The sequence below is a fragment of the Cohnella candidum genome (genome assembly GCF_003713065.1).
In the GTDB taxonomy this organism is placed as follows: Bacteria; Bacillota; Bacilli; order Paenibacillales; family Paenibacillaceae; genus Cohnella; species Cohnella candidum.
Map to the genome: position 1 here is coordinate 4,631,945 of NZ_CP033433.1, position 24,622 is coordinate 4,656,566.

Consider the following 24,622-nt stretch of genomic DNA (forward strand, 5'->3'; position numbering starts at 1 on the left):
ACCACAGCCATGAATCCGCTTGCAAGCCTGAGCTCATGGGGTGGTGGACGTGCGCAACTTGGGGTTGCTCCATCGGTTGTTCAACGCCTTCGGCCTGTCATCGCTCCGAAAAAGAACCGTGGTCGTCTTGGCCGTCGGTTTTCTGGGATGCTCCATTCTCATGGCCGCCGTCTCATACAACGCGATTTACACGATGCAGCAGAACAAAATCAAAACCTCCATGGCCTTCGATTTGTATCAGCAATCCATGAAGCTCACGCAAATCTACAACAGTTTGCTGATGGTTACTCAACAAATGACCCCCCAAGGTACCGTCGGCAGCCTGGTGGAAACATATTTCTCCACCGGCTCAACCGGCGACCCTTTCAACCGATCGCTCTTGTCGCGAAGCATTTCCTACAATATCGGACTGATCACGTTTTCGAACCCCACCATGGAAATGGTGATGTACTACAACCCCCAAAATAGGCTAACCTCCTACTCCAACCTTCCGCTTCGCGAAGATTTCACTTTGCCCACCTTGGTGAACGTGGCGGGCAATGCGGGCATCAACTACCAGCCGCCCCATCAATCGTTGTGCAGGTTTTGCTCGGATCAGGTGGTTTCGGTGACGCGCGAAATCGCCTTTTCGGACGGGACGCAGCAAGTGATTTACGTCGAAGCCAAGTCCGACATCGCGACGGACATGAGCACTCTGTCTTCCAGCGTGAATATGCCGTATGTGCTCCTCCTGACCGACCCGGAAGGGGTGGTGAAGTACAGCAGCGACCCAACTGCCGTACCCTCTGGCCAGAAACTCGCGCTCACCGGCGACTCGGGCACCACCGGCCATTACATCTGGCAGCGAACGCAGAGCGACTACGGTTATGAACTCGCGCTCCTCTTGCCGATCTCCAGCTACAACCATGAGCTTTACGCCTGGAAAAACCACATGTTCCTCATCCTCGGAATCGCGCTGTTGATCCTGTTATCGATCGCGTTGCTGCTGCAACGGCTGATCAACCGACCGCTGCGGATCTTCGAATTGGAAATGAGAGCGCTCGGAAGAGGGCGTTTGAGTGCCATGCAGTACCGGACGGGCATTTTCGAATTCGACCGGCTCTTCGACCAGTTTGATCGGATGAAGCGGCAAATCCAGCAGCTCATCCTTGATGTCGAACAGAAGGAAAAGAAGCGGCACCAGCTCGAAATCGAGAAGCTCGCTCACCAAATCAATCCCCATTTTCTGATGAATGCCCTGTACTCCGTGCGCTGGCTGGCGGTCATGCATCGGCAACCCGAGATCGAGAAGTTCGTTTCTTCGCTCACTTTCCTGCTCAGCTACAACTTGGGGAAGTCTCAGGAAACGGCCACTCTGCGGTCGGAAATCGAGGTTATGCGTGCCTATCTGGATCTGCAGCAAATGCGGTACGACTTCGAAGTGGAGCTCGAGATCGAAGAGGGCAGCTATCTGGATCGCCCAGTCGCGCGGTTCATCCTGCAGCCGATCGTCGAGAATGCCGTCACCCATGGTCTCGATGAGCACGGCAAGCTGGAAATCCGCATCGCACCCGACCCCGCCACGCATACGATCCAAATCGTCATCCGCGATGACGGCAAGGGACTGAGCCAGGAGACGCTGGCGCTGCTGCAGCCGGAAACGCAAGAGCAACAGCAGAAGGGCCGGGGGATCGGACTCCGGTATGTGCGGTCCATGCTCGAATCCTTTTACGAAGATAAAGCCCGTATCCAAATTAACAGCACGCCCCATCAAGGGACGACGGTCAGCATGTATCTCCCTTACGGAAAGGAGAAAGCGGTATGATCCGTGTCTTGATCGTGGACGATGACAAGCTGGCGCGCAAGGGCTTGATCTCCATCATGCCCTGGTCCGCTCATGACATGACGGTGGCCGGGGAAGCGGCGAACGGCGCCAAAGCGATGGAGTTTCTTGAACAGCATCCCGTGGATCTCATGTTCGTGGACCTCTCCATGCCCGTCATGTCGGGAACGGAACTGATACAGGCCGCGCGAAAAAAGTATCCCAACCTGCGTTCGGTGGTGCTGACGTTTCATGAGGAATTCGAAAACGTGCAAACGGCGTACCGGCTCGGCGTGCTCGACTACGTGTCCAAAGCGCGTCTGGAGCTGGAGGATGACGAGCAGATCCTGAAGCGGATCCGGGAGAAGCTGACGGACGAAGTTCAGCCGCGCACACCTGCCACGACGCACAACAACGCATCATCCGGCAATGAGGAACAATGGCGCAAGCTCGAGCAAGATTGGCGTTCCCTGTACTGGCTGTATAGCGAGGGGATTTTCGAGCGGCTCTGCCAACAGACCGAAGAGGCGAATCCCTCCGTTCGCCGGATCGAGTCACTACTTATGCGCGTCATCTCGCAGGTAGAGACGGCCACGCAGTTGGAGGCGGAGTTCTGGTCCGAAGTGGACGACATTCGGTCGGCGATGGAACGGATTCGCCAATACCGGAAGACAATCTATGCGCAGGCGGCCGGCTCCACCGACCTCACGAAAACGGCGATATGCATGCTCAAAGCCGTGCTTTACCTTCGCGAACATACCGCCGATCCGCTTCACGCCGAGGACGCGGCCGACCATGTGAACATGAGCCGGAGCTATTTTTGCCAGATGTTCAAGAAGGTGACGGGAACGACGTTTAACGATTTTCTGAGGCAAGAGAGGGTCCGTGCGGCCGAGCGTCTGCTCGCCGAGACGAACCAGTCGGTGACATGGGTGGCCAATGCGGTGGGGTACGGGGACTCGAAGTATTTTTCGCACATTTTCCACGAACAGACCCGGCTGCTGCCGTCCGAATACCGCGCCAGGCACCAGACGACGGGGAACATTGATCACCGCGAATCGAACAATCGTCTACCCTGATCCATATCCGCTGTCGATAAACACGAGACACCCTTCTGACTTTTTATTCCAACACCCGCGCTACAATGGAGGGGAATAGAACAAGGGAGGGATTCTGTTGAAAAGAAAGATGGCCTTCACCCTAATCACGGCATTGCTAGCGGTAAGCTTATCAGCCTGCACGTCCTCCAAATCATCGAATGATGTGAAAGCGTCTCCATCCTCAAGTTCGTCGAATCTATCGGGAGATGACTTGGCCTTCTACAAGTTCCCGAAGCCCGTCGACGTGCACATCGGCATGGTCGTCGATCCGACCGACAAAACGCTGCCCAAAGGCGACAGCGTCGGCAACAACCAGTACACCCGCTACCTGAAGGACAAGTACAACATCAACATCATCGTGGATTGGACGGCGGCGACGGGCAACGATTTTAAACAGAAAGTCAGCTTGTCCATCGCATCGGGCAACCTGCCGGACGGCATGGTCGTCGACGACCGGTCCTTCATGACCAAAGCCGCCAGCTCGGGGCTGCTGTATGATATCACCGACCTGTTCCAGCAGTATCAATCGCAGCAGGTCAAGGACATTATGGCCAGTACGCAGGGACGCGCGATGGAGAACGCCAGCTATAAAGGTCGCATGGTTTCGCTCCCTAATATTACGGTCGATACCGACGGCGTTCACGTCATGTGGGTCCGCAAGGACTGGCTCGACAAGCTGAATTTGCCGGTGCCCAAGACGCTCAGCGACATCGAGAAAACGGCGAAAGCCTTCATCGATAACAAAATGGGAGGGGCCAATACGATCGGCATCGCCGGCCCGTCCAAGAATACGTTCCCTTACGCGACGTTCCTCGTTTCCTCCAACAACATGGGCGGTTTCGATCCCGTTTTCGGCGCCATGGATGCTTACCCGGGATACTGGCTCGACAACGGAGACGGCACGGTCACGTACGGAACGACGACCGAAAATACGAAGAAAACGCTGGCTCTGCTGGCCGACTGGTATAAGAAAGGGCTCATCGATCCGGAGGTCGGCACCCGCGACAATGTCGGCGATCCGATCAACGCGAACCAAGCGGGGATCTTCTTCGGCCCGTGGTGGAACGGCGGTTACGGCAACGGCGACTCCTTCAAGAACGACAAGACGGCCAACTGGCAAGCCTACCCGGTCTATGACGACCAAGGCAAATGGAACGTTCACATGAAGACGACGGGCAGCACCTACACGGTCATCAGCAAGAAAGCGAAAGAGGACGTCGTCAAAGCCATTCTCATCATGAACAACGCGCTGGTACGCGATGAGGCGACCTTCGATCTGTCCGTCGCCGTGGGCTGGTACCCGCTGCGCAACGTCATGGCGGCCGCCAACGAGACCGAGTACGAGTATACCGAGCTGCTCAAGGTCCTGAACGGGCAGACGAAACCCGAAGATTACAACAAGCCGAACAGCCTCTATAAGCTGATGTACGCGGACGCGAAAAAAGTGCAAAACGTCATCAAACCTCCGTACGACAACCTGAACGTCAGCAACTTCGACATGACGAACTTCGGCGATTTCCAGCGAATGTATTCGCTCATGATCGGCGACCGTCCGTACTCGACGATTCCGATCGATAAGAAAGTGTACAGCGTCACCTACAACCAGACTCCGACGATGGAGACCAAGTGGGCCAACCTCAAGAAGCTCGAGGACGAGACCGTTCTGAAAATCATCCTGGGCCAATCGTCCATCGACGCGTTCGACCAATTCGTGAAGGATTGGAAATCGCAAGGCGGAGACGAGATCACGAAGGAAGTCGCGGAGCTGCTGAAAAAGTAACGCTTGGGATTACCGGCAAGAGGCGTCTGCAGGCGGGGCGCCTTTTGCGGGTTTCATCGAGACTGTCGAGATTGGAGGTTGCTTACGGATGAAGAGATTGGGCGGCGTTCAGAAGCATTACTATCTCATGCTGCTTCCGGGAATGGTCTGGCTCGTCATGTTCAGCATCGTGCCGATGTTCGGCATCATCATGGCCTTCCAGAATTACAATCCGGGTCAGGGCCTCCTCCGTTCCGAGTGGGTGGGGCTGGAGAACTTCAAGTACATGTTCCAGCTCAATGACAGCATCCCCGTGCTGATCAACACGTTCATCATCGCGGTCGGCAAAATCGTGTTCAACCTGCTGGTGCCGCTGATTTTCGCGATTTTGCTGAACGAGCTGAGGAGCATGCGGTATAAGAAATGGGTCCAGACGGTCGTGTATCTGCCGCACTTCTTGTCTTGGGTTATCATGGCGACGATCGTCATCGGGATTTTCGGTTATTACGGAGTGGCCAATACGGTGGTGAAAGCCTTCGGGGGGCATCCCCAGTTGTTCATGGCGGATGCGGGCATTTTCCGGCAAATCGTCATCGGTACGGATGTGTGGAAGGAGTTCGGTTATAACGCGATCATTTTTCTCGCGGCGTTGACCGGCGTGAATCTGAACCTGTATGAAGCGGCGGCCATCGACGGGGCCAACCGTTGGCGGCTCATCTGGCACGTCACGCTTCCGGCGCTGTCAACTACCGTCGTGCTGCTGGGCGTGCTCAGTCTCGGCAACGTGCTCAATGCGGGGTTCGACCAGGTGTACAACCTGTATAATCCGCTGGTGTACTCGACGGGCGATATTTTGGATACTTGGGTTTACCGGCTTGGCTTGCAAAATCTTCAATTCTCGCTGGCCACCGCGGCAGGTCTGTTCAAGTCGGTCATCAGCTTCGTGTTGATCTACGTATCCTACCGTCTGGCGTACCGATTCGCCGATTATACGGTGTTTTAAAGGGAGGGTGCCGCATTGGTCAGAAATCGTACGTTAGGTTCGCGGACTTTCGAAATAACCAATGTGATCCTCCTCGGCCTGCTGCTGCTCAGTTGCCTATACCCGTTGTGGTACACCTTCTGCGTATCCATCTCCAACAAAGCGGCCGCCAACGCGGGCTTGGTCACCATCTATCCGATCGGCTTCTCCTTGACTCCGTACCAGGAAATCATTAACGACAAGCTGTTCCTGAACTCATTTTGGATTTCCATTCAACGCACCGTGCTCGGGACGGCATTCTCCATGCTCGTTACCGTGCTGATGGCCTATCCGCTGGCGAGACCCAATCGAGAATTCAAAATGCGCAATACGTTCATGTGGATCCTCGTCTTCTGCATGCTCTTTAACGGCGGCTTGATTCCCTGGTATCTCACGGTCCAGCATTATCATCTCATTAACACGATCTGGGCACTGGTGCTCGGCGGCGGCGTCCCGATCTTCAACGTCATTCTGATCATGAACTTCTTCCGCAATCTGCCGAAGGATATGAACGAAGCGGCAGTGGTGGACGGCGGCGGCCCTTGGTCGATCCTGTTCCGGGTCTATATTCCGTGCTCCGTCCCCGTGCTCGCGGCCGTGGCACTGTTCATCAGCGTGTATCACTGGAACGAGTTCTTCAACGGCCTGGTGCTGATGAACACCTCGGATAAGTATCCGCTGCAAACCTATATCCAGCAGCTGGTGGTCAACATCCCGGTCGGCACGTCGCTTACGCCCGAACAGTATAAGAAGCTGTCCGAGCTATCAAACAGGACGCTGAATGCGGCTAAGGTGTTTATCGCGATGGTACCGATGCTGCTGGTATATCCGTTTCTGCAGAAGTATTTCGTGTCGGGGATTATGCTGGGGGCAGTGAAGGAGTAGGGGGACGAGTGCGGGGTACTCCCAAAATCATTAACCAGTCTGACACTTTTATTGGTGTTTGGACTGGTTTTTGGTTTTTAGGAAGCGACTTTAATTTAAGGATGCTAATATAATAATTATAGGTCCAATATGGGGTGAGGGAGCAAGTCCAATGGTCGAACGACTGCTTAAAACAAAGTATATTTGGGCTATTTTTGCGATTGTCGTGATTTCGATATCGGCCGGTATTTGGCATGGCAGAATCGGCCAACACCGGCAGCAAAGCTATCCGGGGCATTATGCGAACCCCAACTCCATCAGGCGGATACCCCGTTCGACCCGTACAATGGGCAGACAGCAAAGTCAGAACGTAATTTCGCCTCAATATAATTTTGCAGGAAAGATCTATTATAACGACAAAGTCGCGGTACTCACTTACCATCACCTTGATGCCGTGGAATCGTCCATTACGATTACGCCGCAGCGGTTCAAATCCGATTTGGAAGCGTTGAAGCAGAACGGTTTTCATGTGATTTCGATGGAGGATTTCGTTGCCTTCTTGCAAAAGAAAAAGCCCGTTCCGCCGAACGCGGTCGTGATTACCTTCGATGACGGTTACGAATCCGTGTACAAGTATGCTTATCCGATTTTGAAATCGGAGGGCATGACGGCCACCTTCTTTCTCATTGTCGGGTATATTGAGGACGGAACCATTCACCACCCGCCGATATTAAACTGGCAAGAAATCATGGAGATGCACCGCGACGGCTTCAGCTTCTACTCCCACTCCTTTCATTCTCACGAAGATGTGCAAATCAAAGGGAAGCCGACATCGCCGTTAGTCGCCAAGCTTCCTATTCCTGGTGCCAATCGAATCGAAACTGAAGGGGAATACGAAGCCAGAATCCGTGAGGATTTGAGCAAAGCGGACGACATCCTTAACGCCAGATTGGGCAACAAGATTAATCTGCTGTGTTTTCCTCACGGCCAGTACGATAGCACGTTGGTCGATATCGCACACCAATCGGACATTCCATACTTGTTTACGGGAAAAGAAGGGCTTAATACGAACAAAAGCACATTAATCAAACGAATTAATGTCGGGTCACCGTACATTTCCATTCAGCGGGTGATGGCTCGGCTTTCCGTATATAACATGCTTGCCCGTTAGTGATTGGCAAGGGGTTCCGGAAGCCTACCAAGATCTTGATTCTCAAAGGTTTGTTTTGCAGGAACCAAATACCACCTTGACGAATTTGTAGGAATAATGTCGTTTTCCTACACTTCCGCCCAAGGTGGTTTTTTTATGAGTTTACCTAATGAACTTTCTGGAATTTTCACACACAAGCAGAAATCGTATAAGATGGTTCTCATCATTGCTTTGTTGCAAGAAATGAATGAAATAGGAAAACGTGTGGTGTCTCTTGAAAATGTGAAAGCTCGTTTCTTGTCGATACTTCAAGATCGAGAAATCAGAAATGAATCTATTGATACTCCAGTCAGTCCGGCAATGCGCTGGGCGGATGTAACTTTGAATCAAATATCACATGTAATCTCAACCCCAATAACCGCGCTGGAGCAACTCTTGGATGTCAACCCCCAACAAAAGACTTTAGCGTTCAAAGAGAATTTTTATAATTCTTGGGAACAAGGTGTATTGAACGAGCTTTATGATCATGCCTTCCAAGAGCTCGAGAAATATCATCAACAAAGACAGCCCTCCAATTTTTCCATAAGAGAAGCATTGTCCGTTGTACTGACTAAGTATTCGGATGCCAAACGGGAACCTTTTAGGAACAATTCAATGGGGATGTACATCCGCCAACAAATTCCCACAGGGTTCAGAGAATTCGATTTCATTAGTGAAGATCCGAATCTAAAGGTTCAAGCTTCCGCTGGTATGGGAAACTGGGCCACCATTCCGTGGATCGCAATTATGGATCGTCGACTTACAGAGTCAACGCAGAATGGAGTATACATCGTCTATTTGTTCGCGGAAGACATGAGCTCCGTCTATTTGACGTTGGCCCAAGGTGTCACGGAGCCGAACAAAAATGGCAAAACAGAAGGCTACAAATATCTTCGCCGTAGGGTCCAAGAGATCAGGACTCAGTTGCCACTTGAAAACCTAAGGAAGGATGAAGAAATTTATCTGACCTCTGGTGGGCTAGGCCGAGATTATCAAGTATCAACCGTAGCCTACTACAAATACGATCAGAACAATCTACCGACCGAGGAACAGCTGGTTTCCGATCTTGTTAACTTGGTCTCCAATTACAAGCAATTCGTGGATATAGAACTTCAATCCCGTGAAGGTCAGGAGACAACACAAGTGACTATGAACGAAAACGCAGCAGTGAGCCTTAGTGTCACTGAACGCTTAAATGCAACGAAAACATACATCCGTCAAAAAGGCTTCTCCTTCCCCGACAACCTGATCGAAAACTTCTACCTGTGCTTAAAAACGAAGCCCTTTGTCATTCTTGCTGGCGTATCTGGAACAGGAAAAACGAAGCTTGTCCAATTGTTCGCCGAATCCCTTGGAGCGACAAGCGAGAATGGTCAGTTTACACTCATTCCGGTAAGACCGGATTGGAGCGATCCCGCGGATTTGATTGGTTATAAGGATCTCAACGATCGGTTTCGACCTGGGCCACTTGCGGAGGTGCTTGTGCAGGCGTCTAATCCAGCTAATCGGCACAAGCCCTATTTCGTTTGTCTGGACGAAATGAACTTGGCCCGCGTGGAGCATTATTTCAGCGATATTTTGAGCATTCTTGAAACGCAAAACCGCTATGGGGATCGCATTGAAACCGATGTGCTTCTTAGGCGTTCTGCACTTGTGACTCCGGATGACCAGTCGACGTATGGTGATCTTCGAATCCCCGACAATGTATATCTGATCGGGACCGTAAACATGGACGAGACTACGCATCCCTTTAGTAAGAAGGTGCTCGATCGTGCAAACACGATTGAATTTAACTACATCCAGTTGGATCAATATCCGATAAGCACTTCGGCAGTAGTAACGCCCCAGCAAGCTCCGAATTCATTTTTACAGTCTCAATACTTGCAACTGGTAGACGCGTATCACGATGAATATAAAGGTCAAATCGAATCTACAACTCAAATGCTGGTTCGGATTAATGAAATCCTAGAGGGCATTCATGCTCATGTAGGTTTTCGCATCCGGGATGCCATTTGTTTTTACCTAATCTACAACGAGCAGTCGGATTTAATGACGAGAGAGCAAGCGCTCGACCTTCAACTACTCCAGAAAATATTGCCCAGAATCCAAGGCAGCAACCGCGCGGTGAAGCGAGTGTTGTTACAGCTATTGGAGATCACTCTCAGGAAGCGACTAAATAAAACTGAATTGGAAGACGATGCTTCGGAACTGTGGGCGAGCGTCGAGAAAACAATCGAAGCTGCGACCTATCCACAAAGCGCGAAGAAAATCATCTTCATGTTGCGGAGGTTAGACGAGGATGGCTTTACCTCCTACTGGCTCTCTTAACCGTGCGGTAGAGCTGCTCCGGATCGAAACAAATTGGTTTCAGCTTTATATTCAAGGCAAGCCATTTCACCCAACTGTGGAGACACTGCAGCTTCATCGGACAGAAGATTCTACTTGGGTGAATGCTCGATTCCAACCGCAATCTCTGCATTCAGAGTTGAATTTTCTCTCCGTCGAGCGATTCTCGCCAATTGAGAAGCAATTGATCCCTTGGGATCCAGACCAAATTAGTCCGCCACTGTTCTATGAGACACAGAACTACGAGCTAATCGTGGAACTGGAACCGGACTTCCCTTTAACTTTTTTTCACGAAAACATTTCGTTACGTGAAGCGATTCTCCCGAAAGGGAAACGGCTCTTATCAGGGCTACTGAATTTTCAGAATGAGGTTGGATTTACTGAACTGGAGCTCCGTCTGTATGGGGAGCCCGTATTCAGACTGCAACTAGAAATCTTTCCTTCGAAGATGGACTATAAGAAAGATTACGAAGCCATCCTTCGAGATGTGAATGAGCAGATCTATAACCTTGCCTTCGATTTCTTACGTAAAACATATAATCTCATGGGGTTAAAGGAATCAAGGAATCAGAGCTTGTCAGAGTTTTTTGTGATTCTTCAGCAGGTGTTTCAACAACTTGTCCATCAGGTGGAGCTGATTCAAAGTGCTCCTAACCATCGGCATCGCGTGGAAAACCGGCTCGTCGATTCTGCCCGCGTGAAGAAAACAGGGCGAGCGAACATTTCGTTTCTCTCAAAACGGCCTCATTTGTTGGAATTGAACGAACGTGGTGGGCAGCTACATATCCAAGGCAAGTCGTACACGCCGAAGCGTGTGTTGGAGACCAGGCGCCATGTGGATTATGACACTTTAGAAAATCGTTTTGTCCGGTGGGTGTTGCTTCGCATTCAGCAAAGGCTCAAAACATTGAAGAGGCTCCTTGCGCAAAAAGAGCGTGCAACAGATCCAGTCATCGTCACGAAACTAAACCGCATGCAGTCGGATTTGCAGCGCTTGCTAAAGCTTGATTTTCTTCAAGTGGGGGACATGACTCAGCTTACGATTTCCTTGGTTTTACAGATGGCCCCAGGATATCGTGAGGTTTACAAGAACTATCTTCTACTGATGAAAGGCTTGTCCATTCAGAATGACCTGTTCAGGTTGTCCATGAAGGATCTTGCGCAGCTTTATGAATATTGGTGTTTTTTAAAGATACATGACCTGCTGAGCCGCAAATATGAACTGGTATCTCAAAATGTAATTAAACTCAACCGCGGAGGACTGTTCGTTACCCTGGATCGTACAAATGCTGCGCGGATTGTGTATCGCAACCCGAGGAATGGTGAGCAGTTTACGCTGTATTACAACTCGCTCCCCTCAGGAGATAGGAGTAGGACGGTATCCCAGCGACCCGACAATGTCCTGACATTGAAAAAACAACATTCGGCCATCGAGTATAAGTACGTTTTTGATGCCAAGTACCGCATTAACCCGGCCTATGAAGGGACCTCGTACAAAAGAGATTATTTGACGCCGGGGCCGCTAGAAGAGGATATCAATACGATGCACCGGTATCGGGATGCGATTGTATATGAGTCCTCTCAGGATAGGGAACAAAAAGAGTTCGAACGGACGATGTTTGGTGCCTATGTCTTGTTTCCGTATCCCAACGAAGAAGAGTACCGGCAGCATCCATTATATCGAAGCATCGAGCTTGTGAATGTAGGGGCCTTACCATTTTTGCCAAGTACCACGACGTTGGTTGAGCAATTCCTTGATGAGTTGATCATGGATAGCCCGGAAAAAGCATATGAGCGAGCGTCACAACCAAGAGGGACGAAGGAATACTACAAAGACAAGCTTGCTGGAAAAAACGTACTCGTCGGTGCACTTAGCCATAAGGATCAGTTAAGTGACTTACAGAGGCACGGTTTCTACCATGTTCCTTTGAAGCATTTCACCGATCACGGGGAAATGGCAAAGCTTGATTACGTGTCGATTTATCAATCGATTGCAACGTTTGGCCGAGAGCAGGCAGGTATTACCTTGTACGGGCGAGTTAAATCATGGAGTGTGCTGCCCCGGGAGCAGATTCGTGAGATCCCATCTCGCCGTGGAGCAACGTCGGAGTTGTATGTAAAGTTCGATGTAGAGGAATGGCTGCATCGAGATCGACCTATTTTACCGGGTGGGCATGGGATCCAGCATGTGCTTTTCACTTCGGAATCCATTTTCAACCGAGCAGAAGAAGTGGCCGAGCTACGGCTCGAGTCAGAGGAGCAGCTTCGAGATTGGCGAGAAAAGCGGCGCCGCGGTAAGGTGAATGTGAAGTGGGATGCTTACAATTTGGATCGCGCAAACACTTTGGAATCCTTAGCTATTGAACAAGAAACCTAGAGGATGGGGACGTGGAGATGCAAACATTTTGGTGGTTATTACTCATACCGATTGCCTTGGGAGTTATCTCAGGTTTACTTAAACCTACGAAGAAAAAGAAGAAGAAACGAGTTGCAAGCTCTTCTAAAAGTAAGACAAAGACAGTTAGTAAAGAGTTGTTGAATCATCGAAGATTGAAAGTATGCCGGACAGACGAGGTTATTCTAACTAGTCTTTTAAGCGACTTGAATGGCCCGGAGTTTGAACGCCTTCTTGCACTATATTTCCGAGACCAAGGTTATGAAGTTCGTGAAGTTGGTATCGGTGGCAATGACGGCGGGGTTGATCTAGTTATTATTGATCGACGCGGAGAGAAGACAGCTGTTCAAGCCAAATGTTACTCAAACCATAATTTAGTACCCGTGCAGACGGTAAGGGAACTTGGCACGGCCAAGAGGAATCATGATTGCATCTTAGCTTTACTGATCACAACCTCCGATTTAACGGGGCCAGCCAAGAAGGAAGCGGAGCAATACCGAGTAGACTACTGGCATGGAGGACTCATTGAAGACAAGTTAAGAAGATGGGGCAAATGGAATCCTGGGAAGAGGAAAATATTTAATTGACATAGGTAAGACAGGTTAGAGAAGAGCTTGTCATTTCTAGATTCAAAGTGAGGGAAACTAAATGTCGAGAAAAGACTATTATCATGATGCAAACGCACCAGTACCAAATTCTATTGTTCCCGCTGCTTCGGCTGTAATTTTCGATGACAAGGGAAGGGTTTTACTCCATAAGCGTACTGATAATTTGCTCTGGTCACTCCCAGGGGGAGGAATGGATCCGGGTGAGAACATCGAAAATACAATTAAACGTGAGGTTTTTGAAGAAACGGGTTTTAATGTTGAGGTAAAACGAGTCGTCGGGATATACACTGATCCAAACCACATAATTGAATACTCAGATGGAGAAGTCCGACAGCAATTTTCAATATGTTTCGAATGTTTGATTGTAAATGGGAAAATGACTCTTAGCTCTGAGTCACATGAATTATGTTTTTTTAAACTAGAAGAAATAAATACTATTCCAATTCACCCAGCACAACTTATAAGAATAAAAGATGCATGTGCTAATTCCGAAAAAACCTTTATTAGATGATCGGGGAGGCAGAGATGAAAAAAGCTGAAAAGGAGTTCTCTAAACGGATTGTCGAGTGGTTGGTTTATATCTGCCTTGCATTATCCGGAAGTATATTAATTATCACTGGTTTTTTAATTAAAAGTAATGTCGGTCAAAATGTGTTGGTAAGTATCGGTACATCTTTTATAGCAACTGCGGTAATATACTTTATTGTTAATTTAGTATTAGGAGATCCATTTTCCCCAATCCTGGACAAGCTTAGAGGATCAATTGAAATACTTGAAAGAGCTAATAAAACAGGTTTGATTTCAATATGGAAACACCGTGCAGATGTACACGATTCTCATTGGATTGAAAAAATAAAATCATCAAAGGAGAGATTGGACTTTTTGGGCTATGCGATGGCATTCTTGCCGGAGCATCCACATTTTGTTGAGTTGCTTGAAAAAAAGCATTAGAAGGTTGTCAAATAAGAATATTGCTCGGAGATCCAAAATCAAATGCTGTGAAGGAACGAAACCTTGAAGAGAAGTTTGAAGGATCAATTTCAAGTCGAATTGAGACAAGCTTGGCACGTTTAAGTTCATTAAAAAACAATAAGAGCATTGAAATAAGATTACATTGCTCTCCTCTGTATTGTTCACTCTATAGATTTGATGATGAGTTGTTTGTGACGCCCCATTTATATGGCCTTCGAGGAAAATCAGCACCATTGTTTTTATTTAAGAGAACTGAGGAAGGATTATTTTATTCATATGAGAAACATTTTGATGATATTTGGGGCACTGCAGAAGTGAAAAAATGGGATGAGATTATTAGTGTAGTCGTTTAATATCTATGACTATGAGCCCTAGATCAATATATCGCAGACGTTAAGCAACCAATGTGAAAAGACCGTCAAAGATTTGACGGTCTTTTCACATTGGTTGAGAAAATTATTTAATACAGCTACTGAAACTTTTTGGCGACTTCAATAATTTTTTCTTTATGCCCAATAATATCGGATACGGACGAGATCTTTACTGTGGTTGTAGCTTCATCATTAAAAGTCAAAGCCCAATTTGTTGAATTTAAATGTAGTCGGCAAATCCACTTGCGGATACTGTTGTCAATTAAAATGTTAAAGTAACTAAGATTATCTCGATAGTGGATTCGATCTGGTGAAATTATGTCTTTCAATAGGACTTTTACTGTTATGTATCCTTCAATTTCTTCCTGAGTAGTCACAACATCCGGTTGCTCTTGGGCTGTGGCTATTTCTGATGTCGCAGCCACTTCATTAATAAATGTTGATTCATTATTAGTATTCGCTAATGCGGATTGTAATTTGTCATTAAGAAGATCATTCACGAATTCTTTTAATGACTTTTTTACAATACTGTTGAACTTCTCAATAACCTGTTTTGTTTTCTTTCCGGGATATATATCTGAAAGTATGAAGGTTATGAATTCGTCCGTTGGTGCATCCCATTGTTGTTTCAAAAACCGTTTGATTTGATTTGTATACTTAAGTTCGGCAGCAGCTGAGTTAATGCTTTCAATATTGAATTTATCTTTTTGGAACTTATGTAATTCCACAAGCTGATGCTCTTTGATATCAAAAAGACTGAATTCAAAAAATGGGGATGTGTCCATTTTATTCTGTTCTTCTAAGTCGGTATAAAATCGATAGATAATTCCGTTAGTTAGTATAGCGAATTTTGCGCTAGTAGTACCGAAATAACGGAATAGCTGGGAGTCGTGTTTAGTTAGTTCCTCTTGTATGGATTTCGCCTCAATTAGAATAACGGGCTGTGCATTTTGAAGAATTGCATAATCCACTTTTTCTCCCTTTTTGATACCGACATCTGCGACGAACTCAGGAATGAATTCTTCAGGATTAAATATATCGTAACCTAAGAGTTGGAAAAAAGGCATTATAACGGAGGTTTTGGTTGCTTCCTCTGTTAGAATGTTTTCCTTCATTTTTTGGACTCGGCGAGATAAAGACTTTACTTGATCAATAAAGTTATCCATTCTTATTCACCTCAAGAAGGAGTAGTTTCTTTTTACTATTTGTGATACCATTCTACTTCAAAAGGCTTATTTTGGCGATATGTGGAAATAAAAAGCGGGACATTATCGCCTAAATATATAATCTTTATAGTAAGTGGAAGTGTATCGGAATGGATGAGAACAACTATTTAATTCTTGTAAAAGAAGAAGACAAAACAGCGGAAATTCATGCTTATGAAGTACGTGAGTCAGCTGTATGGATCACTTATCATCGTTCATCAAAAGAGTATCCGTGTTCTTTTAAGGATTTTAGAGTGTATCAATCCCCCAATATATCTGACATTATTGAGGGCATGATGGTGTATCACCTTGATATTCCTATGGGTGATGTAGTTCAAATTTATTATTTTGGCCCTAAAGTTCGTATTAAATTTAACAAACGTAAAAGTAGAATATACGATACAGAAACGATTCGGGTGGAGAAAAGTGCTCTAGAGAATTCAGTGTCTGTAAAAATTCTGAAATACTGGACCTCTATTTCTCAGCATACTCACATCACGGAAGACGAGATGGACAAAGACGCATTTTTAAAAAAACAATTTGATAAGCTTACATTCGTAAGTCCAAACAGCGCATTGAGCTGTTTTCTTAATCGACAACCTATATGGATAACGTCGCCCACTATACGCGACACAATATTTCCGTTCAAATTTAACTTGAGCCAGAGGGATGCACTTGACCATGCATTGAGGAGCCAAATTTCAATTATTGAGGGGCCTCCCGGAACGGGGAAAACGCAAACGATTCTGAATATCCTTGCTAATCTTGTGGTTATGCAAAACAAGAAAGTAGCTGTTGTATCCGGCAATAATGCCGCTGTACAAAATGTGAAGGATAAACTGGAGACTGAAGGTTATCATTTCCTTGTAGCGGCGCTAGGAAGTAACCAAAATAAGGAGCGGTTCTTTGCTAATCGTCCCCTTCCCGAAGTCTCGAACTGGAAGAGTGATTCCACGGAGGAGAAACTGCTGAAACGAATCACTGAGATAAATGGTGATATTCAGCACTTAATGGAAGTAGAGAAAGAGAGGGCCAGATTGCAACAAAAGTTGTCTTCGTATCGACTCGAGCAAGAACATTTTGAGGTTTATTTTGTAAAACAAGAAATTGAGCAAATCCGGAGACTCTCGTTTTACCGTCAAACACCTGATAAAATCTTAAACTTCCTCGTTGACAACCATATTGCATCTGAACGAAACAGGACAAACAGCATCTTACATAAGCTCAAGCTCCTTATTCGATATGGAATTAAAGATTTTAACCGGTTAAAGAATAAAGAAATAGACTTGCTTTTAAACTTTCAGCGAAAGTATTACCAGTTGAAGATCGAGCAGCTAACAGAGCAGATTGAAGGCTTAAAGAAGAAGTTGGATCAAGGGTCATTCGAAATGCTCATTAAAATGCATCAGCAATATTCAGAGCAGTTGTTCCGTCATAAACTATATGAGAAGTACAATGGCCGTGAACAAATTCAAACTAACGAAAAAAATTACAAGAAAAATTTTGCAGAGTTTATCGATCAATATCCGATAATCATTAGCACGACACATTCACTTCGTAATTGTATACCTGAGAACTTTTTGTTCGACTATGTCATTATTGATGAGGCATCCCAAGTAGATCTTCTAACAGGCGCCCTCGCACTTTCTTGTTGTAAGCAAGTAATTATTGTTGGGGACACAAAGCAATTACCTCAAATCGTAAAACAAACCATTGAGGAACGCTTAGGTGAAGAGAAGGAAAATATCGATGCTGTTTACGATTATTTTCGTCAAAATCTATTATCTTCAATGCTCGAATTATTTGGTGAGGAATTGCCTAAGGTTATGTTAAAAGAGCACTACAGATGCCATCCCAAGATCATTGAGTTCTGTAATCAAAAATATTATAACGGACAACTAATTGCTTTTACGGAGGAGAAAGATGGAGACGTTCCACTTTTAATCTATCGGACGGTTAAGGGCAACCATATGAGAGAAGTGACTCATGGGCGTAAAGGAAAGTTTAATCAGCGGGAGCTTGATGTAATTCAACAGGAAGTGCTAATAGATTTGAATAATGCTATTAGAAATAATTCCGACATTGGATTCACTACGCCTTATCGGAAGCAGGTGGAAAAGGCTACCGACCAACTTGCAAAGGACATTGAGAGTGATACGATTCATAAATATCAGGGTCGGGAAAAGCCAATCATGATACTTTCGACAGTCTTGGATAAATCTCGTTCTGGTAAAATGGGGCTTACATTTGTTAACGACCCTTGCATGATCAATGTTGCCGTTTCCAGAGCCCAGCAGAAGTTTATCTTAGTAACGGATAATGGATTATTCCGTGATTTCGGCAGTGAGATTCGAGATTTGATTAGATACATGGAATATAGCACTTTGGATGAAAATGTTATCGAAAGTGAGATAGTATCAGTATTTGATCTGCTATATAAGGAGTACTCGGAAAAACTGATATCTTTCAAAAGTTTACTCCTGGGGCCAACGAAGTATGCGTCTGAGAATATCACGTGGACTTTATTGAACCGTATTTTGCAAGATACGTCATATATCGGACTTGAATGTAATATTCAGATTATGGTTCGAAATTTATTGAAAGACATAGAGAAACTAAACGATGAGGAGAGGCAATACATAAATAACGGCGCTTCGGTTGACTTCGTTCTTTTTCAAAAGTTTGATAAAAGTCCAGTAATGGTTATTGAAGTGGACGGCTTTGCTTATCACGAGAATAACCCTAAGCAGCTAAAAAGAGATCAATTAAAGGACAATATACTCGAGAAATATAGGATTCCAATATTAAGAATACCTACGACAGAAAGTGGCGAGGAGCAAAAAATAAGGAAGAAGCTAAATGAAGTATTGAAGCTCTGAATTTAACGTTTAATAGAAAAAGGCCGTATCCGCTCAAGCTGATAGGCTCCCCATACGGTAGACAGGTCAAATAATGAAACCCTGGTGCCGTGAGGGGAGCCTGTCACAGTTTTGGTGCCCTTAGGTTTTACCGATTTTTTTATTGTCCCTTTTTATTGTCGCCTGAGTATTCCCCGAAAATCTCTCGTACGACATTTCTGATCATTAGTACTTCGTTTGGTTTTTTGATCCTCAGAGTAGACACGATCTCTTGGAGGTCAGTCTCGGAATCGGTTCGTTTATCTTCTTCATCTACGTAGGTGAACAATTGAGAAATGCTGACATCCAATGCTGCTGCAATCTTCGCGAGGTTAATGAGAGAAATGTTTTTCTCGCCCCGCTCGATTTGACCGATATAAGAGTAATGAAAGCCGCCCTTCTCCCCAAGGAGTTCCTGCGACATCTCCCTCTCTTTACGTAAATCACGAATTCTTCGGCCAACCAGTCTGAGAATATCATCTTCCATCGTCCACACCTCTTGTTAAAAAGTGTAGAGAACTAGAAATAGAGCATACATAGGTTGTTGAATATTGTTTTTCGCATTACTGTTGCCTATGGGTATTAAATTTATGTATAATTGTGATGTTCAAGTCGCATTCCTTTTCGGTATGAGCCATACAAATATCATTCCTGCTTTAAATGAATCTTATTCATGGATTCCATTGAGGGAGAGAACGATGACTCTTTTGCTGATCGATTCGAAGGGGAAGCTTCGCTTAATGAATGTGCAGGATATTTTATACTTGCAAACGAGTGGTTTTGGAGGATTGGATTTTTACGCCTTTGACGAGAGGTTCAAACCGTTAACCTCATTGCAGAACTGGTTCACATTGTTGCAGAACGAAGGATTTATGCAGCTGGATCGGGGAACGATCGTGAACGTGAAAAAGATAAGCTCATACGACCCGAATTTGCGAGTTGTTGTCGTTCCTACTCACGAAGGAAATATCTTAATTCCTTTCACGGAGAACATCCAAAGAGAATTGGTATCGAGGCTTTACTCTTTGATCGAATGAAAGCCCGTCACTCCAGTCAGGAGCGGCGGGCTTTGTATTCTCCCGTCTCTCGGTAAAGCCTCACGGAGAGCAAATGGAAAGGAAAACTAGCAACCGCTTACAACGAAACGTTTCGATAACGATAGCATGTGGTAAAAATCCATATAACTTAGATATTGACGACTTTAAAGTTTGTCATAATCTAAAGGCGTAACGAAAATCGAAACGTTTCGAAACATCGTTCGCTAGAAAATTTACCGTGGATGGGAGTATCGGCCATGGCTACGATCAAAGATGTTGCGAAGCTGGCCGGGGTCGCCGTGTCGACCGCATCCATCGCTTTGAACGGCGACAACAAGGTAAGTCCTTCGACTCGCCGGAAAGTCGTCGAGGCCGCGCGTCAGCTGAATTATCAGAAGAACGGCTTCGCCATGGATCTGAAACGAAGCCAGACGAAGACGATCGCGCTTATCCTCAGCGATCTGTCGGGTCCGTATTACTCGGAGCTGATCCGGAGCGTGCAGGAGGTGACCCTGTCCAAAGGTTACGATCTGATCGCCTGCAGCTCGGTAGGCGGACGCGATTCGACCGCGGTGAAGTTTTTGCGGGAGAAGCGCGTGGACGGAGCCATCATTCTCGCGCACAACATTACCGACGAGGATATCTTGGACGCGGCGCGGGAAGGGTTTCCCATCGTCGTGCTCGACAGGGTGCTCCAAGGGGAGTTCATCATCCAGGTGCTCGTCGACGGCGTGCAGGGCGGGTATGAGGCAGCGGATTATTTAATCCGCGACGGTCACCGCAGCATCGCGTATATCAGCGGTCCGCCGACGTCCTACGATAACCGGCAGCGTTACTGCGGTTTTCGCAAAGCCTTGGAGGAACACGGAATCCCGGAAATGCCGAAGTGGAATTTGTCAGGGGGCTTTCAGCAGGAAGGCGGCTACCAGGCTACCAAAATGCTGATCATGCAAGGGGATTTGCCGACGGCTGTGTTTTACGCCAACGACGAGATGGCATTGGGCGGTTTGAAAGCGTTCGCAGAAGCGGGAATCCGCGTGCCGGACGACGTGTCGGTCATCGGATATGACGATATCCAACTGGCGGAATACACGCAGCCGGCCCTGACGACGATCAGGCAGCCCAAGTACGAGGCGGGCGCGTTGTCCGCGCACCTGCTGTTCCAATGCGTGGAACGGCACGCCGTCGACAACAAAGATTACAAGCTTTCGGTGGAACTCGTGGAACGCGGGTCCTGCCGCAAGGTCGACTAACCGCAAACGGCAATCAAGAACATGGAACCCAAACGGGGAGGACACAATCGTGAAAAAAACATGGAGTCTGGCTTTGACGTTCGTATTCGCTTTGTCGCTTATCCTGACCGCCTGCGGAGGCAAGAACAACAATGACGGGGCAAGCAAGGATTCGGCGTCTCCTTCCGCGTCGGCAGCGCCGAGCGAAAGCGCAAGCCCAAGCGCAAGCGCAAGCAGCGCGCCGCTGAAAGGCGAAGTGAAAGTCATGGTTCCCGGCGGCGGCAACTACCTGGCTTACGTACAGGACACCATCGCCAAGCAATACATGGAGAAGAACCCCGGCGTCACGGTTAAGGTCGAGCAGGAGCCGGAAGGCGGCCAACTGACCGCGCGGATCGCCGCACACGACCTGCCGGACGTGTACGTCGGCGTATTCGGCTACCAGCCCGCGAAGTTCGCCAAGGAGAAATTGATCGTCGACCTGAAAGACATGCCGGGAGCGCCGGAACTGTTCGACCGCATCGCGCCTCAGTTCGTGCATGAAGATTTCGGCGGCCGCTACTATGTGCCGTGGAACGCGACGACCCAGCTCATGATCTATAACAAAGACCTGTTCCGCGAAGCAGGCCTGGACCCGGAGAAGCCGCCGGTCACGTTCGACCAATACCTGGAAGCCGCCAAGAAAATCAGCGCGCTGCCTAAGCGCGCGGACGGCTCCAAAGTATACGGCGACTATTTCTGGAACGAGGCGCTCACTTGGGGCGGCTGGTACTGGACGATGAAAACCCAGATCTACTACAACTTCAACGACGCCAAGTACGGCCTGTTCAACAAGATGGGCACGGACATCGTGTTCGACAAACCGGAAGCCAACATGGTCGAATTCTTGAAGTTCATGAAACAAGCCCAATCCTACGCGCCGATGAGCTCCAAAGACAACGACTTCTTCAAGCGCGACAAGGGCATGTGGCTGCAATTCGGCTACGGCTGGATGGCGAACCTCAAGCAAGCCAAAGACAAGCCGATGGAAATCGGCAAAGACGTAGGTCTCGCTCCGATTCCGGTACGCAAGGAAGGCGACACGCACTGGTCTACGCTGGACGGACGCTCGCTGATGATCTTCAAGAGCAACCCGGAACGCGAAGAGCTGGCATTCGACTTCATCAAGTTCATGATGGACGACAAGGTTAACCTGGAATCCCTCAAGGCACTTGCCCAGCTGCCGACGCTGAAATCGCTGACAGGCGATCCGTTCTTCCAAACGCCTGACGTGAAGCCGTTCGTCGACCAGCTTGCGAACGTCATTCCGAACGAAACGGTGCCGGAACTCGACGACGTCAGCAATATTCTACTCGGCGAATACACGCGCGCGGTCCTCAAGGGCGAAATCAGCCCGGAAGACGCCGTCAAGAACGCGGCCGAGGCAGCCCGCCAGAAACTGAAAGGCTGATCGCCGGCCGTCGCCCGTCACAATTCCACAAATCAGCGGAACAGTCTGCCCTGCGCAGGCTGTTCCTCTTCCTGAAGGGAAGTGAAGATGAATGAACCCGCAGAAAAGACGCGAAGCGATGACCGGCTATTTGTTCTCGCTGCCTTGGGTCGTTTTTTTCCTCGTGTTCCTGACGTATCCCTTGCTGCTGGCTTTCAAAATGAGCTTTCAAAACATCAGCGTCACGCAAGCCAATAAAGCGGAATTCGTCGGTTTCGGCAATTGGGTGGCCGTCGTTCAGGACTCCTTGTTCTGGAAAGCCACGTTCAACGTGGTTTACAACCAGGCCATCTTCATTGCGGTCGTATTCGTCGTCTCGCTCGGCTTGGCTCTGCTGCTCAAGGAAATCACCAAGGGCGGCGCGTTGATCCGGACGATGTATTTTCTGCCCGTCATCACGTCGGTCGCGGTATCCATCATCGTGTTCAACATGCTGTCCGGTCCGTCGGGACCGATCCAACAGATCCTGATTTCGCTCGGCATCCTGGACAAGGGCGTGGATTGGGCGTTCAGCAAATGGTGGGCGATGCCCGTGCTGGCGCTGTTCAACAGCTGGAAATGGTTCGCGATCCAAATGATCATTTTCCTGGGCGGCCTGCTCTCCATAAATCCCGAGCTCTATGAAGCGGCGGAAGTCGACGGTGCAAGCTGGTGGAATCGGTTCTGCAACGTCACTTTGCCGATGCTGAAGCCGCAAATCGTATTCGTCACCACCATGAATATTATCAACGGCATGCAGATGTTTTCCGAAGTCTTCATGATGTTCAACCTCGAAGGCGGTCCGTACCATTCGGGATTGACGCCTGTTCTGTATCTCTACAAGAAGGGCTTCAACGAAATGAACATGGGATACGCCTCTACGGTCGGCATTTTCCTCATGTTGATCATCGTCTTCCTTACGACCGTTCAGTGGAAGCTGTTTAACCGGAAAGAAACGAATTAGGAAAGGACGATGAGCATGACTCTATTACGAAAACGGCAGTTATGGGTTTATCTGGTGCTGATTCTCGGGTCTTTGCTGGTCGTCTATCCGTTCATTTTCATGATATTGAACTCTTTCAAGATCGGAACGGAGATCCTCAATTACCCGACGCGTCTGCCCCGGCATTGGTCCCTTAACGGTTACCATAGAGTGTTCGAGCAGCTTGACCTGGGCAATATGTTCAAAAACACGATCATCATCGCCGTCAGCGTCACCGCGCTGAACGTCGTGCTCAGCTCCATGGTCGCCTATGCGCTGAGCAAGTTGAATTTTCCCGGCAAAGGCCTGCTGTTCCAGGTCATTATCGGATCGATGATGATCCCAGGCGTGCTGCTCATGATCCCGGCGTACTCGATGTATTACCAATGGGGATGGATCAACACCTACACGGTCATGATCATTCCCGCGGCGCTCAGCGCCTACAATATTTTCTTGATCCGTCAGTTTATGACGGCCATCCCGAACGATTTTCTCGAGGCCTCGCGGCTGGACGGCTGCACGGAAATCCAGACTTTTCTGCGAATCGTGCTCCCCATGTCTTTGCCGGTATTGTCGACCGTCGCCATCCTGACGTTCATGGGCAGCTGGAACGACCTCGCCGGTCCGCTCCTGTATCTTCAGGACAGGGAAATGTACACGCTGCAGCTCGGGCTGTACACGATCAAGTCGGAAATTCCCGGACAAAATCTGGACCAGCTCTGGGCCGCGCTGACGATGACCACGCTGCCGGTGGTCGTGGTCTTCTTCTTCCTGCAGCGATACTTCGTCAACGCCTTTACCGGCGTGGGCTTGAAATAAGGAGGCGACAGAGGCGATGAAAAAATGGATTGCCGCGCTGGCCGCCGTCCTCGCCGTCGTGCTGGTCTACGGCTACGTATGGCTGGGCAGCTACAAGATGGCCGTCAAGTATTACGACCAGGCCGAAGAGAACATGAACAAACAAAGGTACGATATCGCCCTTAAAGGTGATGAAGCTTACAACCGGACCTCCAAAAAATACGAGTACGTGGGCGGTTACGAACAAGTGCTCAGCATTTGGAAGAGTCCGTACGCTTGGCCTAGGCCGGCGGTGTACGACAAGGCGAAGGACAAAATCGACGAGATCGTGAACGACAAGCTGACCCCCGAAGCGGGCGTGCAGCTTGTCCAGAAGTATTTGCGCCAGGATAACGCCTTCCTGCCGGAAATCCTTGTGTCTTCCACGAAGAAGCTGATCGAGCAGGACCGCAAGGACGAAGCGAAGGACGTGCTCGATATGCTCTCCGACGCATTCGGCAGCCAGCCGGGCATGCAGGAGCAGATCGAAGCCTTGAACGCCAAACTGAAGTGATAGAGAGAAGAGAAGGATCGGATC

At 48.1% G+C, this 24,622-nt stretch carries 21 protein-coding genes; 19 read left to right on the plus strand and 2 right to left on the minus strand.

The features are described 5' to 3' along the window. The first annotated feature begins 49 nt into the window (after positions 1-49). The 12 genes from EAV92_RS21445 (at position 50) to EAV92_RS24645 (ending at position 14,408) form a co-directional block, all read left to right on the plus strand. Positions 50-1,804 (plus strand): sensor histidine kinase, encoded by a 1,755-nt coding sequence (locus EAV92_RS21445; RefSeq protein WP_123042970.1) that lies wholly within the window; start codon positions 50-52, stop codon positions 1,802-1,804. Beyond that, positions 1,801-2,880, plus strand: coding sequence for a helix-turn-helix domain-containing protein (locus tag EAV92_RS21450; RefSeq protein WP_123042971.1), 1,080 nt, complete (start codon positions 1,801-1,803; stop codon positions 2,878-2,880). Before EAV92_RS21445 ends, EAV92_RS21450 begins: the two co-directional genes overlap by 4 nt. A 232-nt stretch (positions 2,881-3,112) precedes the next feature. Further along, positions 3,113-4,681 carry an extracellular solute-binding protein gene (locus EAV92_RS21455; RefSeq protein ID WP_241158344.1) on the plus strand — a complete coding sequence of 523 codons (1,569 nt, stop codon included), beginning with the start codon at positions 3,113-3,115 and terminating at the stop codon, positions 4,679-4,681. A gap of 88 nt (positions 4,682-4,769) precedes the next feature. Further along, positions 4,770-5,663: an ABC transporter permease gene (locus EAV92_RS21460; RefSeq protein ID WP_123042973.1), complete on the plus strand. Its 894-nt coding sequence runs from the start codon at positions 4,770-4,772 to the stop codon at positions 5,661-5,663. A 15-nt stretch (positions 5,664-5,678) separates the two neighbouring features. Continuing rightward, on the plus strand, positions 5,679-6,566 hold the full coding sequence (locus tag EAV92_RS21465) for a carbohydrate ABC transporter permease (RefSeq protein ID WP_123042974.1): 888 nt from the start codon (positions 5,679-5,681) through the stop codon (positions 6,564-6,566). A 151-nt stretch (positions 6,567-6,717) separates the two neighbouring features. Beyond that, positions 6,718-7,716, plus strand: a complete 999-nt coding sequence (locus EAV92_RS21470) for a polysaccharide deacetylase family protein (RefSeq protein ID WP_123042975.1) — start codon at positions 6,718-6,720, stop codon at positions 7,714-7,716. 135 nt (positions 7,717-7,851) lie between these two features. Further along, on the plus strand, positions 7,852-10,062 hold the full coding sequence (locus EAV92_RS21475) for an McrB family protein (protein WP_123042976.1): 2,211 nt from the start codon (positions 7,852-7,854) through the stop codon (positions 10,060-10,062). Further along, positions 10,034-12,457, plus strand: a complete 2,424-nt coding sequence (locus tag EAV92_RS21480) for a restriction endonuclease-like protein (protein WP_123042977.1) — start codon at positions 10,034-10,036, stop codon at positions 12,455-12,457. Before EAV92_RS21475 ends, EAV92_RS21480 begins: the two co-directional genes overlap by 29 nt. Positions 12,458-12,474: 17 nt before the next feature. Continuing rightward, positions 12,475-13,062: a restriction endonuclease gene (locus tag EAV92_RS21485; protein ID WP_123042978.1), complete on the plus strand. Its 588-nt coding sequence runs from the start codon at positions 12,475-12,477 to the stop codon at positions 13,060-13,062. A 61-nt stretch (positions 13,063-13,123) separates the two neighbouring features. Next, positions 13,124-13,594 carry an NUDIX domain-containing protein gene (locus EAV92_RS21490; RefSeq protein WP_123042979.1) on the plus strand — a complete coding sequence of 157 codons (471 nt, stop codon included), beginning with the start codon at positions 13,124-13,126 and terminating at the stop codon, positions 13,592-13,594. Between the two features lie 14 nt (positions 13,595-13,608). Further along, on the plus strand, positions 13,609-14,034 hold the full coding sequence (locus tag EAV92_RS21495) for a hypothetical protein (protein ID WP_123042980.1): 426 nt from the start codon (positions 13,609-13,611) through the stop codon (positions 14,032-14,034). A gap of 20 nt (positions 14,035-14,054) precedes the next feature. Continuing rightward, positions 14,055-14,408, plus strand: a complete 354-nt coding sequence (locus tag EAV92_RS24645) for a hypothetical protein (RefSeq protein WP_164472879.1) — start codon at positions 14,055-14,057, stop codon at positions 14,406-14,408. Positions 14,409-14,524: 116 nt separating this feature from the next. On the opposite strand, the gene EAV92_RS21500 is transcribed toward EAV92_RS24645, so the two are convergent. Then, on the minus strand, positions 14,525-15,598 hold the full coding sequence (locus EAV92_RS21500) for a type I restriction endonuclease (protein ID WP_478210235.1): 1,074 nt from the start codon (positions 15,596-15,598) through the stop codon (positions 14,525-14,527). Between the two features lie 143 nt (positions 15,599-15,741). On the opposite strand from EAV92_RS21500, the gene EAV92_RS21505 reads away from it, so the two are divergent. After that, positions 15,742-18,510: an AAA domain-containing protein gene (locus EAV92_RS21505; RefSeq protein ID WP_123042982.1), complete on the plus strand. Its 2,769-nt coding sequence runs from the start codon at positions 15,742-15,744 to the stop codon at positions 18,508-18,510. A gap of 139 nt (positions 18,511-18,649) precedes the next feature. Here EAV92_RS21505 and EAV92_RS21510 read toward each other — a convergent pair whose 3' ends face one another. Continuing rightward, on the minus strand, positions 18,650-19,015 hold the full coding sequence (locus EAV92_RS21510) for a helix-turn-helix domain-containing protein (RefSeq protein WP_123042983.1): 366 nt from the start codon (positions 19,013-19,015) through the stop codon (positions 18,650-18,652). A gap of 211 nt (positions 19,016-19,226) precedes the next feature. On the opposite strand from EAV92_RS21510, the gene EAV92_RS21515 reads away from it, so the two are divergent. From EAV92_RS21515 to EAV92_RS21540, 6 genes are all read left to right on the plus strand, one after another. After that, positions 19,227-19,565 carry a LytTR family transcriptional regulator DNA-binding domain-containing protein gene (locus tag EAV92_RS21515; protein WP_164472880.1) on the plus strand — a complete coding sequence of 113 codons (339 nt, stop codon included), beginning with the start codon at positions 19,227-19,229 and terminating at the stop codon, positions 19,563-19,565. 257 nt (positions 19,566-19,822) lie between these two features. Then, positions 19,823-20,818, plus strand: a complete 996-nt coding sequence (locus EAV92_RS21520) for a LacI family DNA-binding transcriptional regulator (protein ID WP_123042985.1) — start codon at positions 19,823-19,825, stop codon at positions 20,816-20,818. Positions 20,819-20,867: 49 nt separating this feature from the next. Further along, positions 20,868-22,247 carry an extracellular solute-binding protein gene (locus EAV92_RS21525; protein WP_206424249.1) on the plus strand — a complete coding sequence of 460 codons (1,380 nt, stop codon included), beginning with the start codon at positions 20,868-20,870 and terminating at the stop codon, positions 22,245-22,247. A 91-nt stretch (positions 22,248-22,338) separates the two neighbouring features. Beyond that, positions 22,339-23,229 carry a carbohydrate ABC transporter permease gene (locus tag EAV92_RS21530; protein WP_123042986.1) on the plus strand — a complete coding sequence of 297 codons (891 nt, stop codon included), beginning with the start codon at positions 22,339-22,341 and terminating at the stop codon, positions 23,227-23,229. Between the two features lie 15 nt (positions 23,230-23,244). Next, a complete protein-coding gene (locus EAV92_RS21535; protein ID WP_123043849.1) occupies positions 23,245-24,066 on the plus strand; it encodes a carbohydrate ABC transporter permease in 822 nt (273 codons plus the stop codon). 16 nt (positions 24,067-24,082) lie between these two features. After that, positions 24,083-24,598, plus strand: a complete 516-nt coding sequence (locus EAV92_RS21540) for a hypothetical protein (protein ID WP_123042987.1) — start codon at positions 24,083-24,085, stop codon at positions 24,596-24,598. Positions 24,599-24,622: the final 24 nt, after the last annotated feature.

What these genes read in the sequence shown, in the direction of transcription:
- EAV92_RS21450 (WP_123042971.1), top strand. Translation starts at nt 1,801, where the DNA reads ATGATCCGTGTCTTGATCGTGGACGATGACAAGCTGGCGCGCAAGGGC.
- EAV92_RS21460 (WP_123042973.1), top strand. Translation starts at nt 4,770, where the DNA reads ATGAAGAGATTGGGCGGCGTTCAGAAGCATTACTATCTCATGCTGCTT.
- EAV92_RS21470 (WP_123042975.1), top strand. Translation starts at nt 6,718, where the DNA reads ATGGTCGAACGACTGCTTAAAACAAAGTATATTTGGGCTATTTTTGCG.
- EAV92_RS21475 (WP_123042976.1), top strand. Translation starts at nt 7,852, where the DNA reads ATGAGTTTACCTAATGAACTTTCTGGAATTTTCACACACAAGCAGAAA.
- EAV92_RS21480 (WP_123042977.1), top strand. Translation starts at nt 10,034, where the DNA reads ATGGCTTTACCTCCTACTGGCTCTCTTAACCGTGCGGTAGAGCTGCTC.
- EAV92_RS21485 (WP_123042978.1), top strand. Translation starts at nt 12,475, where the DNA reads ATGCAAACATTTTGGTGGTTATTACTCATACCGATTGCCTTGGGAGTT.
- EAV92_RS21490 (WP_123042979.1), top strand. Translation starts at nt 13,124, where the DNA reads ATGTCGAGAAAAGACTATTATCATGATGCAAACGCACCAGTACCAAAT.
- EAV92_RS21495 (WP_123042980.1), top strand. Translation starts at nt 13,609, where the DNA reads ATGAAAAAAGCTGAAAAGGAGTTCTCTAAACGGATTGTCGAGTGGTTG.
- EAV92_RS21505 (WP_123042982.1), top strand. Translation starts at nt 15,742, where the DNA reads ATGGATGAGAACAACTATTTAATTCTTGTAAAAGAAGAAGACAAAACA.
- EAV92_RS21510 (WP_123042983.1), bottom strand. Translation starts at nt 19,015, where the DNA reads ATGGAAGATGATATTCTCAGACTGGTTGGCCGAAGAATTCGTGATTTA.
- EAV92_RS21515 (WP_164472880.1), top strand. Translation starts at nt 19,227, where the DNA reads ATGACTCTTTTGCTGATCGATTCGAAGGGGAAGCTTCGCTTAATGAAT.
- EAV92_RS21520 (WP_123042985.1), top strand. Translation starts at nt 19,823, where the DNA reads ATGGCTACGATCAAAGATGTTGCGAAGCTGGCCGGGGTCGCCGTGTCG.
- EAV92_RS21530 (WP_123042986.1), top strand. Translation starts at nt 22,339, where the DNA reads ATGAACCCGCAGAAAAGACGCGAAGCGATGACCGGCTATTTGTTCTCG.
- EAV92_RS21535 (WP_123043849.1), top strand. Translation starts at nt 23,245, where the DNA reads ATGACTCTATTACGAAAACGGCAGTTATGGGTTTATCTGGTGCTGATT.
- EAV92_RS21540 (WP_123042987.1), top strand. Translation starts at nt 24,083, where the DNA reads ATGAAAAAATGGATTGCCGCGCTGGCCGCCGTCCTCGCCGTCGTGCTG.